The following is a 14,241-nucleotide window of genomic DNA, read 5'->3' as shown; positions in this document are numbered from 1 at the left end:
CCTTGACGCATCGGCCCTCGGGGATGGTCAGCGATGGCAGATGTGCCAGTCAGCAAGCGCCCCGACCAGAGAACATCGAGACGACTTGCCTGACACGCTCTCTACGGCAGGATGCCCTGATCCTGCCGTGACGTTCAAGTTCCGCCAGACCGTGCAGGGTCGCCCAAAATGTTTCCGTGGCAAGCTCCGCGTCATCGAAAAACGGCTGGACAACCACCAGCATGGCCCAGAACGTCTCCCGCAGGACATCCGGCGTGTCGGACTTCGCAAAACGAAGTCCAGTCGGAAGGATGAACATCGCCTCGTACAAGGCCGGCCGTTCGAACGCAAAATCCAGATAAGCAATTGCGACGCCCTCCATCGCTTCTGAAGGAGTAGCGGACGGCCCTACCGACGCGCGGAGCGTCGGTCCCAACTCCCCGAACCCTTCCAGGGCGACGGCGCCAACAATGGCGTCTCGATTTTCAAAGTGACCATAGAGAACCGGCTGACTGTATTCTATCTCTTGCGCAAGGCGCCGTACGGTAACGGACGCCCAGCCATCCCGCTCGGCGAGCATTCTTGCCGCATCGACTATACGACGTTCGCGCTCGCCTTTTGCCCGTTCCTTACGTTCTGCGATCCCCATCAGGCCCCTCTTCATCTTTCGCGTAACCCATAGCAACAAACAATTCCCCAAACAATGATTGACAATCTATCGATGCTAGATATTTTCACATCGATAGAAATTTGCAATTCGCCAGAACCGCGAGATGAATTCGATGCCCCTCCTCACAACAGTTTCCGCCGCCGCGACGTGGCTGGGCGCAGCCGCCTTTTTTATCGGCGGCGCCGTCAACGCCTACGGCGCCCAATCGATCCGCGACGATTTCAAGCGTTACGGATTTCCGTCGTGGTGGTGCTGGCTCACGGCGGCGCTGGAATTCGCGACGGCCTGCCTCCTCGTATTTCCGGCAACCTTCCTTGTCGGCGCTGTATTGGGCGCCTGCATCATGATTGCCGCAATTGTCTCGGTCGTTCGCGTGAGAAGCTTTCGCCACATCCCGCCGCCGGTCGTGTTCCTGCTGCTGCTGATTGTTGCCGCCGGCCCCCACCTCTGATCGTCGCACGGTCGGACAAACGACCGTTTTCGACAAACCTTCTCTCGAATGAGACCCGTGCCGCCCTTGGCTGGGCGGAGCGGTCAACCACGGCCTAAGGAGCCAATCATGACCTCATCGAAACCCATCAGGCGCACCGTCGTCATCTATCACTCAGGCTACGGTCACACACAGCGAATGGCGCAAGCCGTCGCCGACGGGGCCGGCGCTGCCCTTCATGCGATCGACGCCGAGGGCAACCTCTCGGAAGAGGCATGGGCAGCCCTCGACGCGGCCGATGCCATCATCTTCGGCTCGCCGACCTATATGGGTGGCCCAAGCTGGCAGTTTAAGAAATTCGCCGATGCCTCCTCGAAGCCGTGGTTCTCCGGCAAATGGCAGGACAAGGTCTTCGGCGGCTTTACCAACAGCGCCAGCCTCAATGGCGACAAGCTGAATACCTTGCAGTATTTCGTCCTGCTCGCCGGACAACATGGCGGCCTCTGGGTCAGCCTCGGCGTCAAACCTGCGAACGTGAAGGCGTCGAAGCGGGACGATGCAAACCGCATGGGTTCCTACATCGGACCTATGGCGCAAACGGATGCCGACGCGGCACCAGGCGAAATGTCTGCCGGAGATCTGGAAACAGCACGCGCTTACGGCCAGCGCGTGGCAAGGACGGCGCAGCGGTTCGTATCTGTGTAAGTTGCAATTGGTGGTGCGGCGGCTGGCAACTCTTCGCTCACGTGGTCGCACCACCACTGATGCCGGTTCCTGACGCCGCGCCGCAGAGTTGTCGCAAAGCCCAAGTTTTGCGACAGAACCTATTTCACATTTCGGCAAGGGTCGGGCTTTTTCCGCCCATGTTTTTCCCGAAGACCTGGATAAAGTCAGAGACCCCGGCCAAGCCCGATCAGGCGCGAAACCGCCGAGCGCGTCACCTTCACCGGCATCAGGCTAAGCACTTCCTTTGCATAGGCGCGGGCATTGTCCTTCGCCTTGTCGACATTGCTCACCTTCGCCGGGTCCATCGTGTGCAGCGTACCGCCGGTCTCGAACAGTTCCTTGAAGGCGATGCGTTCGCCGATCGGCGTCGCCAGAACATTGACACCCTTTGCCGCGAGCAGTCCCTTGATCGCGACAAGCGCCCTGGTCGTGACCATCGAGGTGACCCGCGTCAGCACGACGGAATGTTCGATGTCGAGCTTCGCCTTATCCTTGAGCAGCGTCAGAAGATCGAGGATCTGCGCCGCCCCCTTGGCGTCCATCGCCGATCCCTGAACCGGGATGAAGACATGGTCGGAAAGGCCGAGAGCGGTGGTCACCAGTGCATCGCGGGCACCGGCGAGATCGATGATGAAATAGTCGGTCACTGACGCCAATTCCCGCAAGTGCACCTGCAGCGAAGCGACGGAGACTTCGGAAACCACATCGATATGGCGGACCTTGCCCGAGGTTTCCTGCCACTGGCTGATCCAGCGCTGCGGATCGGCGTCGATGATGGTGATGCGAAAACCCTGATGGGCAAGCTCGGTGGCAAGCAACAGCGCGGCGGTGGTTTTTCCAGCCCCGCCCTTGGCATTGGCAAATGAAATTACAGGCATTGTCCGTCCTTGGAGGGCGATCTCGAGCCGCATCGCTCTTGAGGCACCCGATGCATGGTGCCTTGACCTGCATCCTTTCCAAACATGGTTAACCGAAGATTAATTCAGGCATCTCCAAATCCAATCGAAGAGAAATGGTGCCTAACTGCATCACAATCGGCGGCCACCTTCCCGATGGCCGCCGATTGTTACCGTGCTCGACGGATCAGGCGAGTGATGCCGCCTGTTTGTGCTCCATCGCGAACTCTTCTTCCGGCGAAAGAATCAACCGGTGACGGCCGACCAGCGCGAAATAGGCGATGGCGACGGCAAACCAGATGACGACCCAGACCACGCCCTTGAAGAAGTTCGGATCCTGGACCTGGTAGAGCAGCGTCACGACGGCGATGATCACCGTCAGGACCGCACCGGGAATGCCGAGCGGCGAACGGAACGGCCGCTCGATATTCGGCAGTTTCTTGCGCAGGATGATGAACGAGATCGCCTGCATGATATAGGAGAACATCGCCCCGAAGACGGCCATGTTCAAAAGCACGCTGCCGATCGCGCTGCCGCCGGCCTCCGCGCCGAGTGAGAACCAGATGACCATCATCACAGCAAGACCGACCACGGCTCCGGTCAACATCGCCACGTATGGCGTCTTGTAGGTCGGGTGAGTGATCGAAAGCACGGTCGGGAAATACCCTGCACGCGACAGCGAATAGACCTGCCTGCCCTGCGCATAAAGGATGGTGTGGAAGCTGGCGATCAGCCCGGTCAGCGCCACGAGGCCGAGAATGACGACACCGCCATCACCATAGACCGACTTGAAACCATCCAGCAGCGGCTCGAGCGCCGATGACAGATGGAACGAGCCGACACCCGGCAGCGACGGGTTGAGCAAGACGATCATGAAGGCCGAAAGCATCAGCGTCATCATGCCGAGAATGATGCCCTTGGGCATGTCACGCTTCGGGTCGACCGATTCTTCTGCTGCCAACGGCAGCTGCTCGATGGCGAGAAACAGCCAGACGGCAAAAGGCAGCGTCGCAAGCACGCCCGTTATGCCGAAGGGGAACCACGGACCGTTGCCGTCCGGCAGTTCGATCGCCGCACCGTCGGGCCCGACGCCGATATTGAGTGCCCAGCGTGAAAAATCCATGTTTGGAATGGCGCTGATCCAGAAGAACACCAGCACGCCCAGCGAAATAATGGTGATCACCAGCGTTACCTTGAACGACAGTTCGAGGCCGAAAATGTTGAGCGCCAGGAAGATGATGTAGAAGATGATCCACAAGATCGGCGAATAGACGGGATCAAGTCCCAGGATTGAATTTACGTAAGCCGTGATGAAGGTGACGATGACCGCCGGCGTCAGCACATATTCGACGTTCTCGCATAACCCGGTGAGAAACCCGCCCCACGGGCCCATCGCCGTGCGGGCAAACGAATAGGCAGCCCCCGTATGCGGCAGCGCCGGGCTCATTTCGGCGATCGAGAATGTCAGTCCGAGATACATGATGGCGATGATGATGCCGGCCACCAGCATGCCGCCCCATCCGCCGGTTGCGAAACCGAAATTCCAGCCGGAAAAATGTCCTGAAATGACGGCGCCGACCCCAAGCGCCCAAAGCGACCAGACCCCGGCATAACGCGAGAGGCCGCGCTTGTCGAAATAGGAGGCGTCGGCCTTTTTGTAGCTGACGCCCGCAGATGAACTTTCCATTCCCCTTACTCCTGCTCAAAGCAACGGGCCCCGGCCCCAACGGCCGGATGCGCCCTGTCTTCGGTTGTGACGCCCGATGTTTCGGTGCGGCACGACACAGGCTTTGACGGCTCCCAGGGGATCTTGTCGTTATGTCCGCACCATAAAATCCGGCGCGTCATGGCAGATGGTCGCGATCCCTCGACCAGTCCTTGTGTATTTCAATCGCTCTTCAAGGCCGGATAGTTTGCGAACATGGCTTGATGAGAACGTCTTTGAAAATTTAAATAAATAGTTGCAGCAAAGAATTCTTCACTTTCAACGCGCCGTCAAACGAAAGTTTCAACTTCTCGTGACGTATTTGCGCCGCTTCTGTCGTACCAGCGACACCAGCGCCCGGTTATCCACAGGCGGCGGCGCTTTGCGACCTGACGAGTCGCAAAAAATGCTTTCACATCGGGAACTTATTGGCCGAAGATCGCGACCTGACCTGTCACATACAGTTCACGAAACGGCACTACGAGTCGCCGCCGACACGATAAAACCTCAGGAGGACATCCGTGCTCAAGAACGCTCACCGTCTGCTCTCGCTGACGACTGCCGCAGTCGTCGCCTCCACCTCGTTCGCCTTTGCCGAGCCGAGCGCCGATCTGATCGCCGCCGCCAAGAAGGAAGGCTCGCTCACCACCATCGCGCTGCCGCACAGCTGGTGCGGTTACGGCGACATCATTGCCGGCTTCAAGGCCAAGTATGGGCTGGAAGTCAACGAGCTGAACCCGGATGCCGGTTCGGGCGACGAAATCGAAGCGATCAAGGCCAACAAGGGCAATTCCGGTCCGCAGGCTCCTGACGTCATCGACGTCGGCCTGTCCTTCGGCCCGTCTGCCAAGGCCGAAGGCCTGATCCAGCCCTACAAGGTCTCGACCTGGGATTCGATCCCGGCCGATGCCAAGGATGCCGACGGTCACTGGTACGGTGATTATTACGGCGTTCTCTCCTTCGTCGTGAACACCGATATCGTCAAGAACGCGCCGAAGGATTGGGCAGACCTCGCCAAGTCCGATTACGCCAACTCGGTCGCTCTCGCCGGTGATCCGCGCACCTCGAACCAGGCCGTTCAGGCCGTCTACGCCGCTGGCCTCGCTGCCGGCGAGAAAGACGCCACCAAGATTGGCGAAGCCGGCCTGAAACTGTTTGCCGACGTCAACAAGGCAGGCAATTTCGTTCCCGTCATCGGCAAGTCCGCATCGCTTGCTCAGGGCTCCACCCCGATCGTCATCGCCTGGGACTATAACGGTCTGTCCTGGCGCGACACTCTGAAGGGCAACCCGCCGCTCGAAGTCGTCGTACCGGCCTCCGGCGTTGTCGCCGGCGTCTACGTCCAGGCGATCTCCGCCTTCGCACCGCACCCGAACGCTGCCAAGCTGTGGATGGAATATCTTTATTCCGACGAAGGCCAGCTCGGTTACCTGAAGGGTTATTGCCACCCGATCCGCTTCAACGATCTTGCCAAGAACAACAAGATCCCGAAGGAAATGCTCGACGCCCTGCCGCCGGCTGCCGCCTATGAAAAGGCCAAGTTCCCGACGCTCGACGAGCAGGCCGCAGGCAAGACCGCCATCACCACCAAGTGGGACAGCGTCGTCGGCGCCAACGTCAAGTAACTTGAGATAGCCAGCCTCCCCGCCTTCAGACTGAAAGGCGGGGAGGTTTTTCTTACTCCGGCAGAAACATCCGCTCATGAGCACCGCATCCACGTCCTTCATCGACCGCCGGACCGTCGTCGATTGGCTCGGCATCGCGCCGTTCATGATCTTCGCATTGATGTTTCTGATCATCCCGACGCTTTATCTGGTCACCGGCGCCTTTTTCACCCCGGACGGCCAGTTCACCTTCAAGAATATCGGTGACCTTTTCACCCCGACCATCCTTTCGGCCTACTGGATTTCGATCAAGGTTTCCTTCGCCTCCTCGCTTGGCGGCGCCCTGATCGGTTTCTTTCTTGCCTGGGCGATCGTGCTCGGTGGTCTCCCCTCCTGGATCCGCTCCGGCCTTCTGACATTTTCCGGCGTTGCCTCGAACTTTGCCGGCGTGCCGCTCGCCTTCGCCTTCATCGCCACGCTTGGCCGCACCGGCCTCGTCACAGTCTTCATGCGCGACTGGTTCGGCTTCAATCTCTATTCGACGGGCTTCAACCTCCTGTCCTTCTTCGGCCTCACCATCACCTACATGTTCTTCCAGATCCCGCTGATGGTGCTGATCCTGACGCCGGCACTCGACGGACTGAAGAAGGAATGGCGCGAGGCCTCGGAGATCCTCGGTGCATCGACCTGGCAATACTGGCGCATGGTGGCGATGCCGATCCTCTGGCCGAGCCTGCTTGGTACGTCTCTGCTCCTGTTCGCCAACGCCTTCGGCGCCATCGCCACCGCCTACGCGCTGACCGGTTCCTCGCTCAACATCGTGCCGATCCTGCTCTACGCGCAGATCCGTGGCGACGTGCTGCACAATCCAAATCTCGGTTATGCGCTGGCGCTCGGCATGATCGTCATTACCGGCATTTCCAACATTCTCTATATCTGGCTGCGCATGCGCGCCGAACGCTGGCAGAAGTGAGGGCGCGACCATGAAGATGAGCAAGTTCTTCGCCTGGCTCGCAATCGCCATCGGCGTCATCTATTTTTTCATACCGCTTCTCGGCACATTCGAATTTTCCTTGCGCATGCGCCGTGGGCAATATTCCTTCGATTCCTATGGCTCGGTCTTCTCCGACCTGCAATTCCAGCAGACCTTCGGTTTCTCGATCCTGATGGCGCTGTTCACCATCATCTTCGGCATGCTGCTGGTCGTGCCCACCGCCTATTGGGTCCGCCTGCGCCTGCCGCAGATGCGCCCTGTGCTTGAATTCATCACTCTGATGCCGCTGGTCATCCCGGCGATCGTCATCGTCTTCGGTTATCTGCGCCTCTACAATTCCTCGTCCTATATCCCGTTCACCGGCTCGACCTTCGGCACCAACGTGCTGCTCGTGATGTCCTACATCACGCTGTCCCTGCCCTATATGTATCGCTCGGTGGATACCGCGATGCGCACCATCGATGTCCGCACATTGACGGAGGCTGCCGAGATCCTTGGCGCCAAATGGCCGACCATCCTGTTCCGCTGCATCTTCCCGAATGTCATGTCCGGCGTGCTTTCCGGCGCCTTCATCACCTTTGCCATCGTCATCGGCGAGTTCACCATGGCGGCTCTTCTCAATCGACCCGCCTTCGGTCCCTATCTGCAGCTCGTCGGCGCCAACAAGGCCTATGAGCCATCGGCGCTGGCAATCATCGCCTTTGCCATCACCTGGCTTTCGATGGGCCTTCTCCAGCTCGTTTCCCGCTTCAGCAAATTGACGCCTGCCAAGGCCTAAGGATTTCTCATGTCGTTTCTCGTCCTCGACAGCCTCAAGAAGAGCTTCGGCCAGACGCAAGTCGTCAAGGATTTCCACATGTCGATCGAGAAGGGTGAATTCATCTCCTTTCTCGGACCTTCCGGCTGCGGCAAGACCACGATCCTCAGGATGATTGCCGGCTTCGAGATCCCGAGCGACGGCACGATCACCATCAACGGCAAAAACCAGTCTGGCCTGAAGACCAGCCAGCGCAATATCGGCATGGTCTTCCAGGCCTATGCGCTCTTCCCCAACATGACCGTCTTCGACAACGTCGCCTTCGGCCTCAAGGTCGCCGGCAAACCGAAATCCGAGATCGAGACGCGGGTGAAGGAGATGCTCAAGCTGATCCATCTCGAACATCTCGCAGATCGTTACCCTTATCAGATGTCCGGCGGCCAGCAGCAGCGCGTGGCGCTTGCCCGTGCGCTGGCGCCGAAGCCGCAGGTCCTGCTGCTCGACGAACCGCTTTCGGCGCTCGATGCCAAGATCCGCGTCTCGCTGCGCGAGGAAATCCGCCTGATCCAGAAACAGCTCGGCATCACCACCGTTTTCGTCACCCATGACCAGGAAGAGGCGCTGTCGATCTCCGACCGCATCGTTGTCATGAATGCCGGCCGCGCCGACCAGATCGGCACCCCGTCGGACATCTACAACCGCCCCGCCACCCGTTTCGTTGCCTCTTTCGTCGGCACGCTCAACATCATCGATGCGACGGTCGTCGACCCTGCGGCAAATACCGTGAAGATCGGCGAGAATGTCATCACCCTGCGCGAACCGATCGGCAGTCTGAAAGGTGGCGACAAGGTCTCGATCGCGCTTCGCCCCGAAGCCGGTTCGTTGGCCGAAAGCGCCAAGGGCGATACGGCGCTGACCGGCAGGGTGCTGATGACGAACTTCCTCGGCTCGGTCATCCGCACCAAGATCGATGTCGGCGGCAACCAGATTTCCTTCGACATGTTCAACGCCCCGGACAAGGTTCTGCCGCAGCCGGGCGAGACCGTGACGTTGCGCTTCAACGCCGGCGACCTGCTGCTCGTCAGGGATTGATCGAGGACGACTGCGGCAGTCCGCCAGCCCCCGCTGTCCAACGACACTTAATCAGCGACAAACGCCATGATTGCATGGCCTTTCACCTTGAAATGCCGGCCGGAATGCCGCATTGCGGGAAAGCCGCTTTTGCCGGCACGATCTTCTATTGCAAAGTCAGTTGAGCTCCATGTCCACGATCACCTCTTCAGCGCCGCCCCGCCGCCTTACCGCACAGGATTTCCGCACTCTCGGCCTTGCCGCCCTTGGCGGCGCGCTGGAGTTTTACGACTTCATCATCTTCGTGTTTTTTGCAGCCGTCATCGGCAAGCTGTTCTTTCCACCGGACATGCCCGACTGGCTGGTGCTGATCCAGACTTTTGGCATTTTCGCCGCCGGTTATCTGGTCCGCCCGATCGGCGGCATCGTGCTTGCCCATTTCGGCGACCTCTTCGGCCGCAAGCGCGTCTTCGCTTTCTCCATCCTGTTGATGGCGCTGTCGACGCTCGGCATGGCGCTGATGCCGACCTATGCGACGATCGGCGTCGCCGCCCCGATCCTGCTGATCGTCATGCGCATCCTGCAGGGTGCCGCAATCGGTGGTGAAGTCCCCGGCGCCTGGACCTTCGTCGCCGAACACGTGCCTTTCCGCCGCGTCGGTTTCGCCTGCGGTTTCCTCTGCTCGGGCCTGACGCTCGGCATCCTGCTCGGTTCGTTCATCGCAACGATCATCAATACCGTGTTCACGCCCGACATCATCCATGACTGGGCCTGGCGCATTCCCTTCCTGCTTGGCGGCATTTTCGGCCTCGTCGCCGTTTATCTGCGCCGCTGGCTGCAGGAAACGCCGATCTTCACCGAGATGAAGGCAAGCCGTCAGCTCGCTCCTGAATTGCCGCTGAAGACCGTGCTGCGCGACCACACACGCGGCGTTGTCATCTCCATCCTTTTGACCTGGATCCTCTCTGCCGGCATCGTCGTTACCACGCTGATGACCGCGACTTTCCTGCAGAAGCTTTACGGCTACACCGCCCAGCAGTCGCTGGCAGCAACCAGCTTCGGCACGCTGTTCCTGATCGTCGGCACGGCATCCGCCGGTGCCATCGTTGATCGCATCGGCTCGGGCCGTTTCTTCACCGCAGCGGGCATCGTTTTCGGTGCCGCGACCTGGGCCTTCTACTCTTACGCCTCGGTATCGATCACCGTCGTCTTCGTACTCTACGCCGTGATGGGCCTGGCGGTCGGCATGGTCGGCGCAGTGCCTTACGTCATGGTCCGCGCCTTCCCGGCCCGCGTCCGCTTCTCCGGCCTCTCCTTCTCCTACAACATCTCCTACGCCATCTTTGGCGGCCTCACCCCGATCGCCGTCACCACCATGCTGCCGCTCAACCCGATGGCGCATGCCTGGTATCTGCTGTTCATCGCGGCACTGACGACCGGCCTCGGCGTCTACCTGACATTCCACGGCGAAACCGTCGAATCCGACGCCGGGATCGAGGAACTGACCGCCAGAACGGCCAAGGGCTGATCGCCAATTTCACAACGTTTCAAAAACAAGAAGCCGGAAAGTTATTCAACTTTCCGGCTTCTTGATTCAGTTCATGAAGTGCGTGACTTAGCTTAGGCTGCGTCGTCGATCTTCTCGGCAGCAGCACCACCCGGCACGTAGTTCAACACCGGCCCAAGCCAGCGTTCGACTTCCGTAACCGGCATGCCCTTGCGGTTCGCATAGTCCTCGACCTGATCTCGCTCCACCTTGGCAACCCCGAAATAATAGCTTGCCGGATGGCCGATATAGATGCCGGAGACCGACGAGCCCGGCCACATGGCGTAGCTTTCCGTCAACGTCACGCCCGTCGCATTGGTCGCATCGAGCAGGCTGAACAGTGTCGCCTTTTCCGTATGATCCGGCTGGGCCGGATAACCGGGCGCCGGACGAATGCCGGCATAGTCCTCGGAGATCAACTGGTCCGGCGTCAGGGCTTCATTGGCTCCATAACCCCAGAATTCCTTGCGGACCCGTTCGTGCATGCGCTCGGCAAATGCCTCGGCGAAACGATCGGCCAGCGCCTTGACGAGGATCGACGAATAATCGTCGTTCGCCCGTTCGAAACGTTCGGCGATCGCCACTTCCTCGATACCGGCGGTAACGACGAAACCACCGACATAATCCGGCTTGCCGCTGTCGACAGGAGCGACGAAATCCGACAGCGCCACATTCGGCCGGCCGTCACGCTTCGAAAGCTGCTGGCGCAGCGTGTAGAAGGTCGCAAGCTCTTTTTGGCGATCGTCACCGGCAAACAGCTTGATATCGTCGCCGACGGCATTGGCCGGCCAGAAGCCGATCACCGCACGCGGGCGGAACCACTTTTCAGCAATGATCTTTTTGAGCATCGCCTGCGCGTCGGTCCACAGCTGCCGTGCCGCTTCGCCCTGCTTCTCGTCTTCGAGGATTGCCGGGTAACGCCCCTTCAATTCCCAGGTCTGGAAGAACGGTGTCCAGTCGATATATTTGGCCAGTTCCTCGAGATCGTAGCTTTCGAACACTTTCGTGCCGGTAAACTGCGGCTTGACCGGCGCGTAGGCTGCCCAGTCGACCTTTTCCGCATTGGCGCGGGCACGCGCGATCGGCAGCCGCTGTTTTTCGGCTTCGGCACGTGCATGGGCCGCGGCCACCTTGGCGTATTCGCCACGGATGCCGTCGACGTAACCGCCCTTGGCATCCTTCGACAGCAGCTGCGAAACGACACCGACGGCACGGCTGGCATCGGTCACATAAACCGTCTGGCCCTTTTCATAACGCGGATGGATCTTGACCGCCGTATGAACACGGCTGGTCGTTGCCCCGCCGATCAACAACGGAACCTCAAAACCCTGCCGTTCCATTTCGGCGGCCACATGCACCATTTCGTCGAGTGACGGGGTGATCAGGCCCGAGAGCCCGATAATGTCGACCTTTTCGGCAATCGCAGTCTCGAGGATCTTGGTGGCCGGCACCATCACGCCCAGATCGATGATCTCGTAATTGTTGCAGGCCAGCACGACGCCGACGATGTTCTTACCGATGTCATGCACGTCGCCCTTGACGGTCGCCATCAGGATCTTGCCCGCAGACTTGCGCTCGTCGCCGCCGTTCAGGCGTTTTTCCTCTTCCATGTAGGGCAGAAGCACGGCCACGGCCTGCTTCATCACGCGGGCGGATTTCACCACCTGCGGCAGGAACATCTTGCCGGAACCGAACAGGTCGCCAACGACATTCATGCCGGCCATCAGCGGCCCTTCGATGACATGCAGCGGGCGCTCGGCCGTCTGCCGTGCCTCTTCCGTATCGGCCTCGATATAGTCGGTAATGCCATTGACCAGCGCATGCGAGATACGCTCTTCCACCGACCGTTCGCGCCAGGACAGGTCCTGCACCTTGGCTTCACGGCCCGGCCCGCCGCGGAAACGCTCGGCAACTTCGAGCAGCCGCTCGGTGCCGTCGGCACGGCGGTTGAGCACGACATCTTCGCAGGCCTCGCGCAGCTCCGGATCGATCTGGTCATAGACGGCAAGCTGGCCGGCATTGACGATGCCCATGTCCATGCCCGCCTGGATGGCATGATAGAGGAACACGGCATGCATCGCCTCGCGCACCGGCTCGTTGCCGCGGAACGAGAAGGACAGGTTGGAGACACCGCCGGAAATATGCACGAGCGGCATTCTCTGGCGGATCGTCCGGGTCGCCTCGATGAAGTCGACGCCGTAATTGTTATGCTCCTCGATACCGGTCGCAACCGCAAAGACGTTCGGGTCGAAGATGATATCTTCCGGGGCGATCCCCGCCTGCTCGGTCAGGATCTTGTAGGCCCTGCTGCAGATCTCCACCTTGCGGTCATAGGTATCGGCCTGTCCGGTCTCGTCGAAGGCCATCACCACGACGGCTGCACCGTAATTGTGGATCAGCCGTGCCTGCCTCAGGAAATTTTCCTCGCCTTCCTTCAGCGAGATCGAGTTGACGATCGGCTTGCCCTGAACGCATTTCAGGCCTGCCTCGATGATCTCGAACTTCGACGAGTCGATCATCACAGGCACACGGGCGATATCCGGCTCGGCGGCGATCAGGTTGAGGAACTCGACCATCGCATGGCCCGAATCGATCAGGCCCTCGTCCATGTTGATGTCGATCACCTGCGCGCCGTTTTCCACCTGGTCGCGGGCAACGGCAAGGGCGGCCGTATAATCGGCATTGGTGATCAGCTTGCGGAACTTGGCCGAGCCGGTGACGTTGGTGCGCTCGCCGACATTGACGAAGGGAATGTCCTTGGTCAGCACGAAGGGCTCGAGGCCAGACAGCGACATGAACGGCACATGTTCGGGGATGGCCCGCGGCTTGTGTTTGGAAACCGCCTCGGCAATCGCGCGGATATGGTCCGGCGTCGAGCCGCAGCAGCCGCCGACGACGTTGACCAGACCTTCGCGGGCAAAACCCTCGACTTGGCGCGCCATCATCTCCGGCGTCTCGTCATACTGGCCAAACTCATTGGGCAGGCCGGCATTCGGATAGGCGCAGATGAACGTGTCGGAAACACCTGACAACTCCTGCAGATGCGGACGCATCGCATCGGCTCCGAGCGCGCAGTTCAGCCCGATGGTGAACGGGTTGGCATGGCGTACCGAATTCCAGAAGGCCGATGGCGTCTGACCGGAAAGCGTACGGCCGGAAAGGTCGGTGATCGTGCCCGAGATCATCACCGGCAGATGAATGCCCTTGGCGGCAAACCGCTCCTCGCAGGCAAAGATCGCGGCCTTGGCGTTTAGCGTGTCGAAGATCGTTTCGATCAGGATGATGTCGGCGCCGCCATCGATCAGCCCGTCGATCTGTTCGCCATAGGCAATCCGCAGATCGTCGAACGAAACGGCGCGGTAGCCGGGATTGTTGACATCCGGCGAGATCGACGCCGTGCGGTTGGTCGGTCCGATAGCGCCGGCGACGAAGCGACGCTTGCCGTCCTCCTTTTCGGCCCGGATCGCCGCGCGTCGCACCAGCCGTGCGCCATCGCGGTTGAGATCATAGACGGCACCCTCCATCTCGTAATCCGCCTGGGCAATGCGGGTCGAGGAAAAGGTATTGGTTTCGAGAATGTCGGCACCAGCCATCGCGTAGCGATAATGGATGTCCTCGATCGCCTGCGGCTGGGTGAGAATCAGAAGATCGTTATTGCCCTGCTGATGACAGGCGCAACCGATGAAGCGTTCACCACGAAAATGGTCCTCGTTGAACCCTAGCCCCTGGATCTGCGTCCCCATGGCGCCGTCGATGACGAGAATGCGCTCCCGCGCTGCAGCCTTCAGCGCATTGAGGATTTCTACGCCGTCGCGGGGTGCGGCTTCGGAACCGAAGAGATCATCAAACAAAGCAACACTCCT

General features: G+C 60.0%; 11 protein-coding genes. 7 read left to right on the top strand and 4 right to left on the bottom strand.

Annotated elements, in window-relative coordinates; genetic code table 11:
- Positions 1 to 49: 49 nt before the first annotated feature.
- The gene (locus AC2GXZ_RS04885; RefSeq protein ID WP_483757978.1) at positions 50 to 628 is read right to left on the bottom strand and encodes a TetR/AcrR family transcriptional regulator; all 579 of its coding nucleotides are present in this window, start codon (positions 626 to 628) and stop codon (positions 50 to 52) included.
- Between the two features lie 133 nt (positions 629 to 761).
- Between AC2GXZ_RS04885 and AC2GXZ_RS04880 the strand changes: the two genes are divergently transcribed.
- A complete protein-coding gene (locus tag AC2GXZ_RS04880; protein WP_483757977.1) occupies positions 762 to 1,100 on the top strand; it encodes a DoxX family protein in 339 nt (112 codons plus the stop codon).
- Between the two features lie 108 nt (positions 1,101 to 1,208).
- Positions 1,209 to 1,784, top strand: a complete 576-nt coding sequence (locus tag AC2GXZ_RS04875) for a flavodoxin family protein (RefSeq protein ID WP_483757976.1) — start codon at positions 1,209 to 1,211, stop codon at positions 1,782 to 1,784.
- Positions 1,785 to 1,969: 185 nt separating this feature from the next.
- Here AC2GXZ_RS04875 and AC2GXZ_RS04870 read toward each other — a convergent pair whose 3' ends face one another.
- Entirely contained in the window at positions 1,970 to 2,683 is a 714-nt protein-coding gene (locus AC2GXZ_RS04870) for an AAA family ATPase (RefSeq protein ID WP_483757975.1), read from the bottom strand.
- A 205-nt stretch (positions 2,684 to 2,888) separates the two neighbouring features.
- Positions 2,889 to 4,388 carry an amino acid permease gene (locus AC2GXZ_RS04865; protein ID WP_483757974.1) on the bottom strand — a complete coding sequence of 500 codons (1,500 nt, stop codon included), beginning with the start codon at positions 4,386 to 4,388 and terminating at the stop codon, positions 2,889 to 2,891.
- A 539-nt stretch (positions 4,389 to 4,927) separates the two neighbouring features.
- Here AC2GXZ_RS04865 and AC2GXZ_RS04860 point away from each other — a divergent pair.
- From AC2GXZ_RS04860 to AC2GXZ_RS04840, 5 genes are all read left to right on the top strand, one after another.
- Positions 4,928 to 6,031, top strand: coding sequence for an ABC transporter substrate-binding protein (locus tag AC2GXZ_RS04860; protein WP_483757973.1), 1,104 nt, complete (start codon positions 4,928 to 4,930; stop codon positions 6,029 to 6,031).
- A 76-nt stretch (positions 6,032 to 6,107) separates the two neighbouring features.
- Entirely contained in the window at positions 6,108 to 6,983 is an 876-nt protein-coding gene (locus tag AC2GXZ_RS04855) for an ABC transporter permease (RefSeq protein WP_483757972.1), read from the top strand.
- A 10-nt stretch (positions 6,984 to 6,993) separates the two neighbouring features.
- Entirely contained in the window at positions 6,994 to 7,782 is a 789-nt protein-coding gene (locus AC2GXZ_RS04850) for an ABC transporter permease (protein WP_483757971.1), read from the top strand.
- A gap of 9 nt (positions 7,783 to 7,791) precedes the next feature.
- Positions 7,792 to 8,853 carry an ABC transporter ATP-binding protein gene (locus AC2GXZ_RS04845; protein ID WP_483757970.1) on the top strand — a complete coding sequence of 354 codons (1,062 nt, stop codon included), beginning with the start codon at positions 7,792 to 7,794 and terminating at the stop codon, positions 8,851 to 8,853.
- Between the two features lie 169 nt (positions 8,854 to 9,022).
- The gene (locus AC2GXZ_RS04840; protein ID WP_483757969.1) at positions 9,023 to 10,360 is read left to right on the top strand and encodes an MFS transporter; all 1,338 of its coding nucleotides are present in this window, start codon (positions 9,023 to 9,025) and stop codon (positions 10,358 to 10,360) included.
- A gap of 92 nt (positions 10,361 to 10,452) precedes the next feature.
- Here the strand turns inward: AC2GXZ_RS04840 and metH are convergent, their stop codons facing one another.
- On the bottom strand, positions 10,453 to 14,229 hold the full coding sequence (metH, locus tag AC2GXZ_RS04835) for a methionine synthase (RefSeq protein ID WP_483757968.1): 3,777 nt from the start codon (positions 14,227 to 14,229) through the stop codon (positions 10,453 to 10,455).
- Positions 14,230 to 14,241 lie beyond the last annotated feature (12 nt).

This window comes from Aliirhizobium sp. YIM B11859, from assembly GCF_057163345.1.
Note: the sequence above shows the minus strand (reverse complement) of the source record. Positions and strands in the feature narration are given on the sequence as shown.

What these genes read in the sequence shown, in the direction of transcription:
- AC2GXZ_RS04885 (WP_483757978.1), bottom strand. Translation starts at nt 628, where the DNA reads ATGGGGATCGCAGAACGTAAGGAACGGGCAAAAGGCGAGCGCGAACGT.
- AC2GXZ_RS04880 (WP_483757977.1), top strand. Translation starts at nt 762, where the DNA reads ATGCCCCTCCTCACAACAGTTTCCGCCGCCGCGACGTGGCTGGGCGCA.
- AC2GXZ_RS04875 (WP_483757976.1), top strand. Translation starts at nt 1,209, where the DNA reads ATGACCTCATCGAAACCCATCAGGCGCACCGTCGTCATCTATCACTCA.
- AC2GXZ_RS04870 (WP_483757975.1), bottom strand. Translation starts at nt 2,683, where the DNA reads ATGCCTGTAATTTCATTTGCCAATGCCAAGGGCGGGGCTGGAAAAACC.
- AC2GXZ_RS04865 (WP_483757974.1), bottom strand. Translation starts at nt 4,388, where the DNA reads ATGGAAAGTTCATCTGCGGGCGTCAGCTACAAAAAGGCCGACGCCTCC.
- AC2GXZ_RS04855 (WP_483757972.1), top strand. Translation starts at nt 6,108, where the DNA reads ATGAGCACCGCATCCACGTCCTTCATCGACCGCCGGACCGTCGTCGAT.
- AC2GXZ_RS04850 (WP_483757971.1), top strand. Translation starts at nt 6,994, where the DNA reads ATGAAGATGAGCAAGTTCTTCGCCTGGCTCGCAATCGCCATCGGCGTC.
- AC2GXZ_RS04845 (WP_483757970.1), top strand. Translation starts at nt 7,792, where the DNA reads ATGTCGTTTCTCGTCCTCGACAGCCTCAAGAAGAGCTTCGGCCAGACG.
- AC2GXZ_RS04840 (WP_483757969.1), top strand. Translation starts at nt 9,023, where the DNA reads ATGTCCACGATCACCTCTTCAGCGCCGCCCCGCCGCCTTACCGCACAG.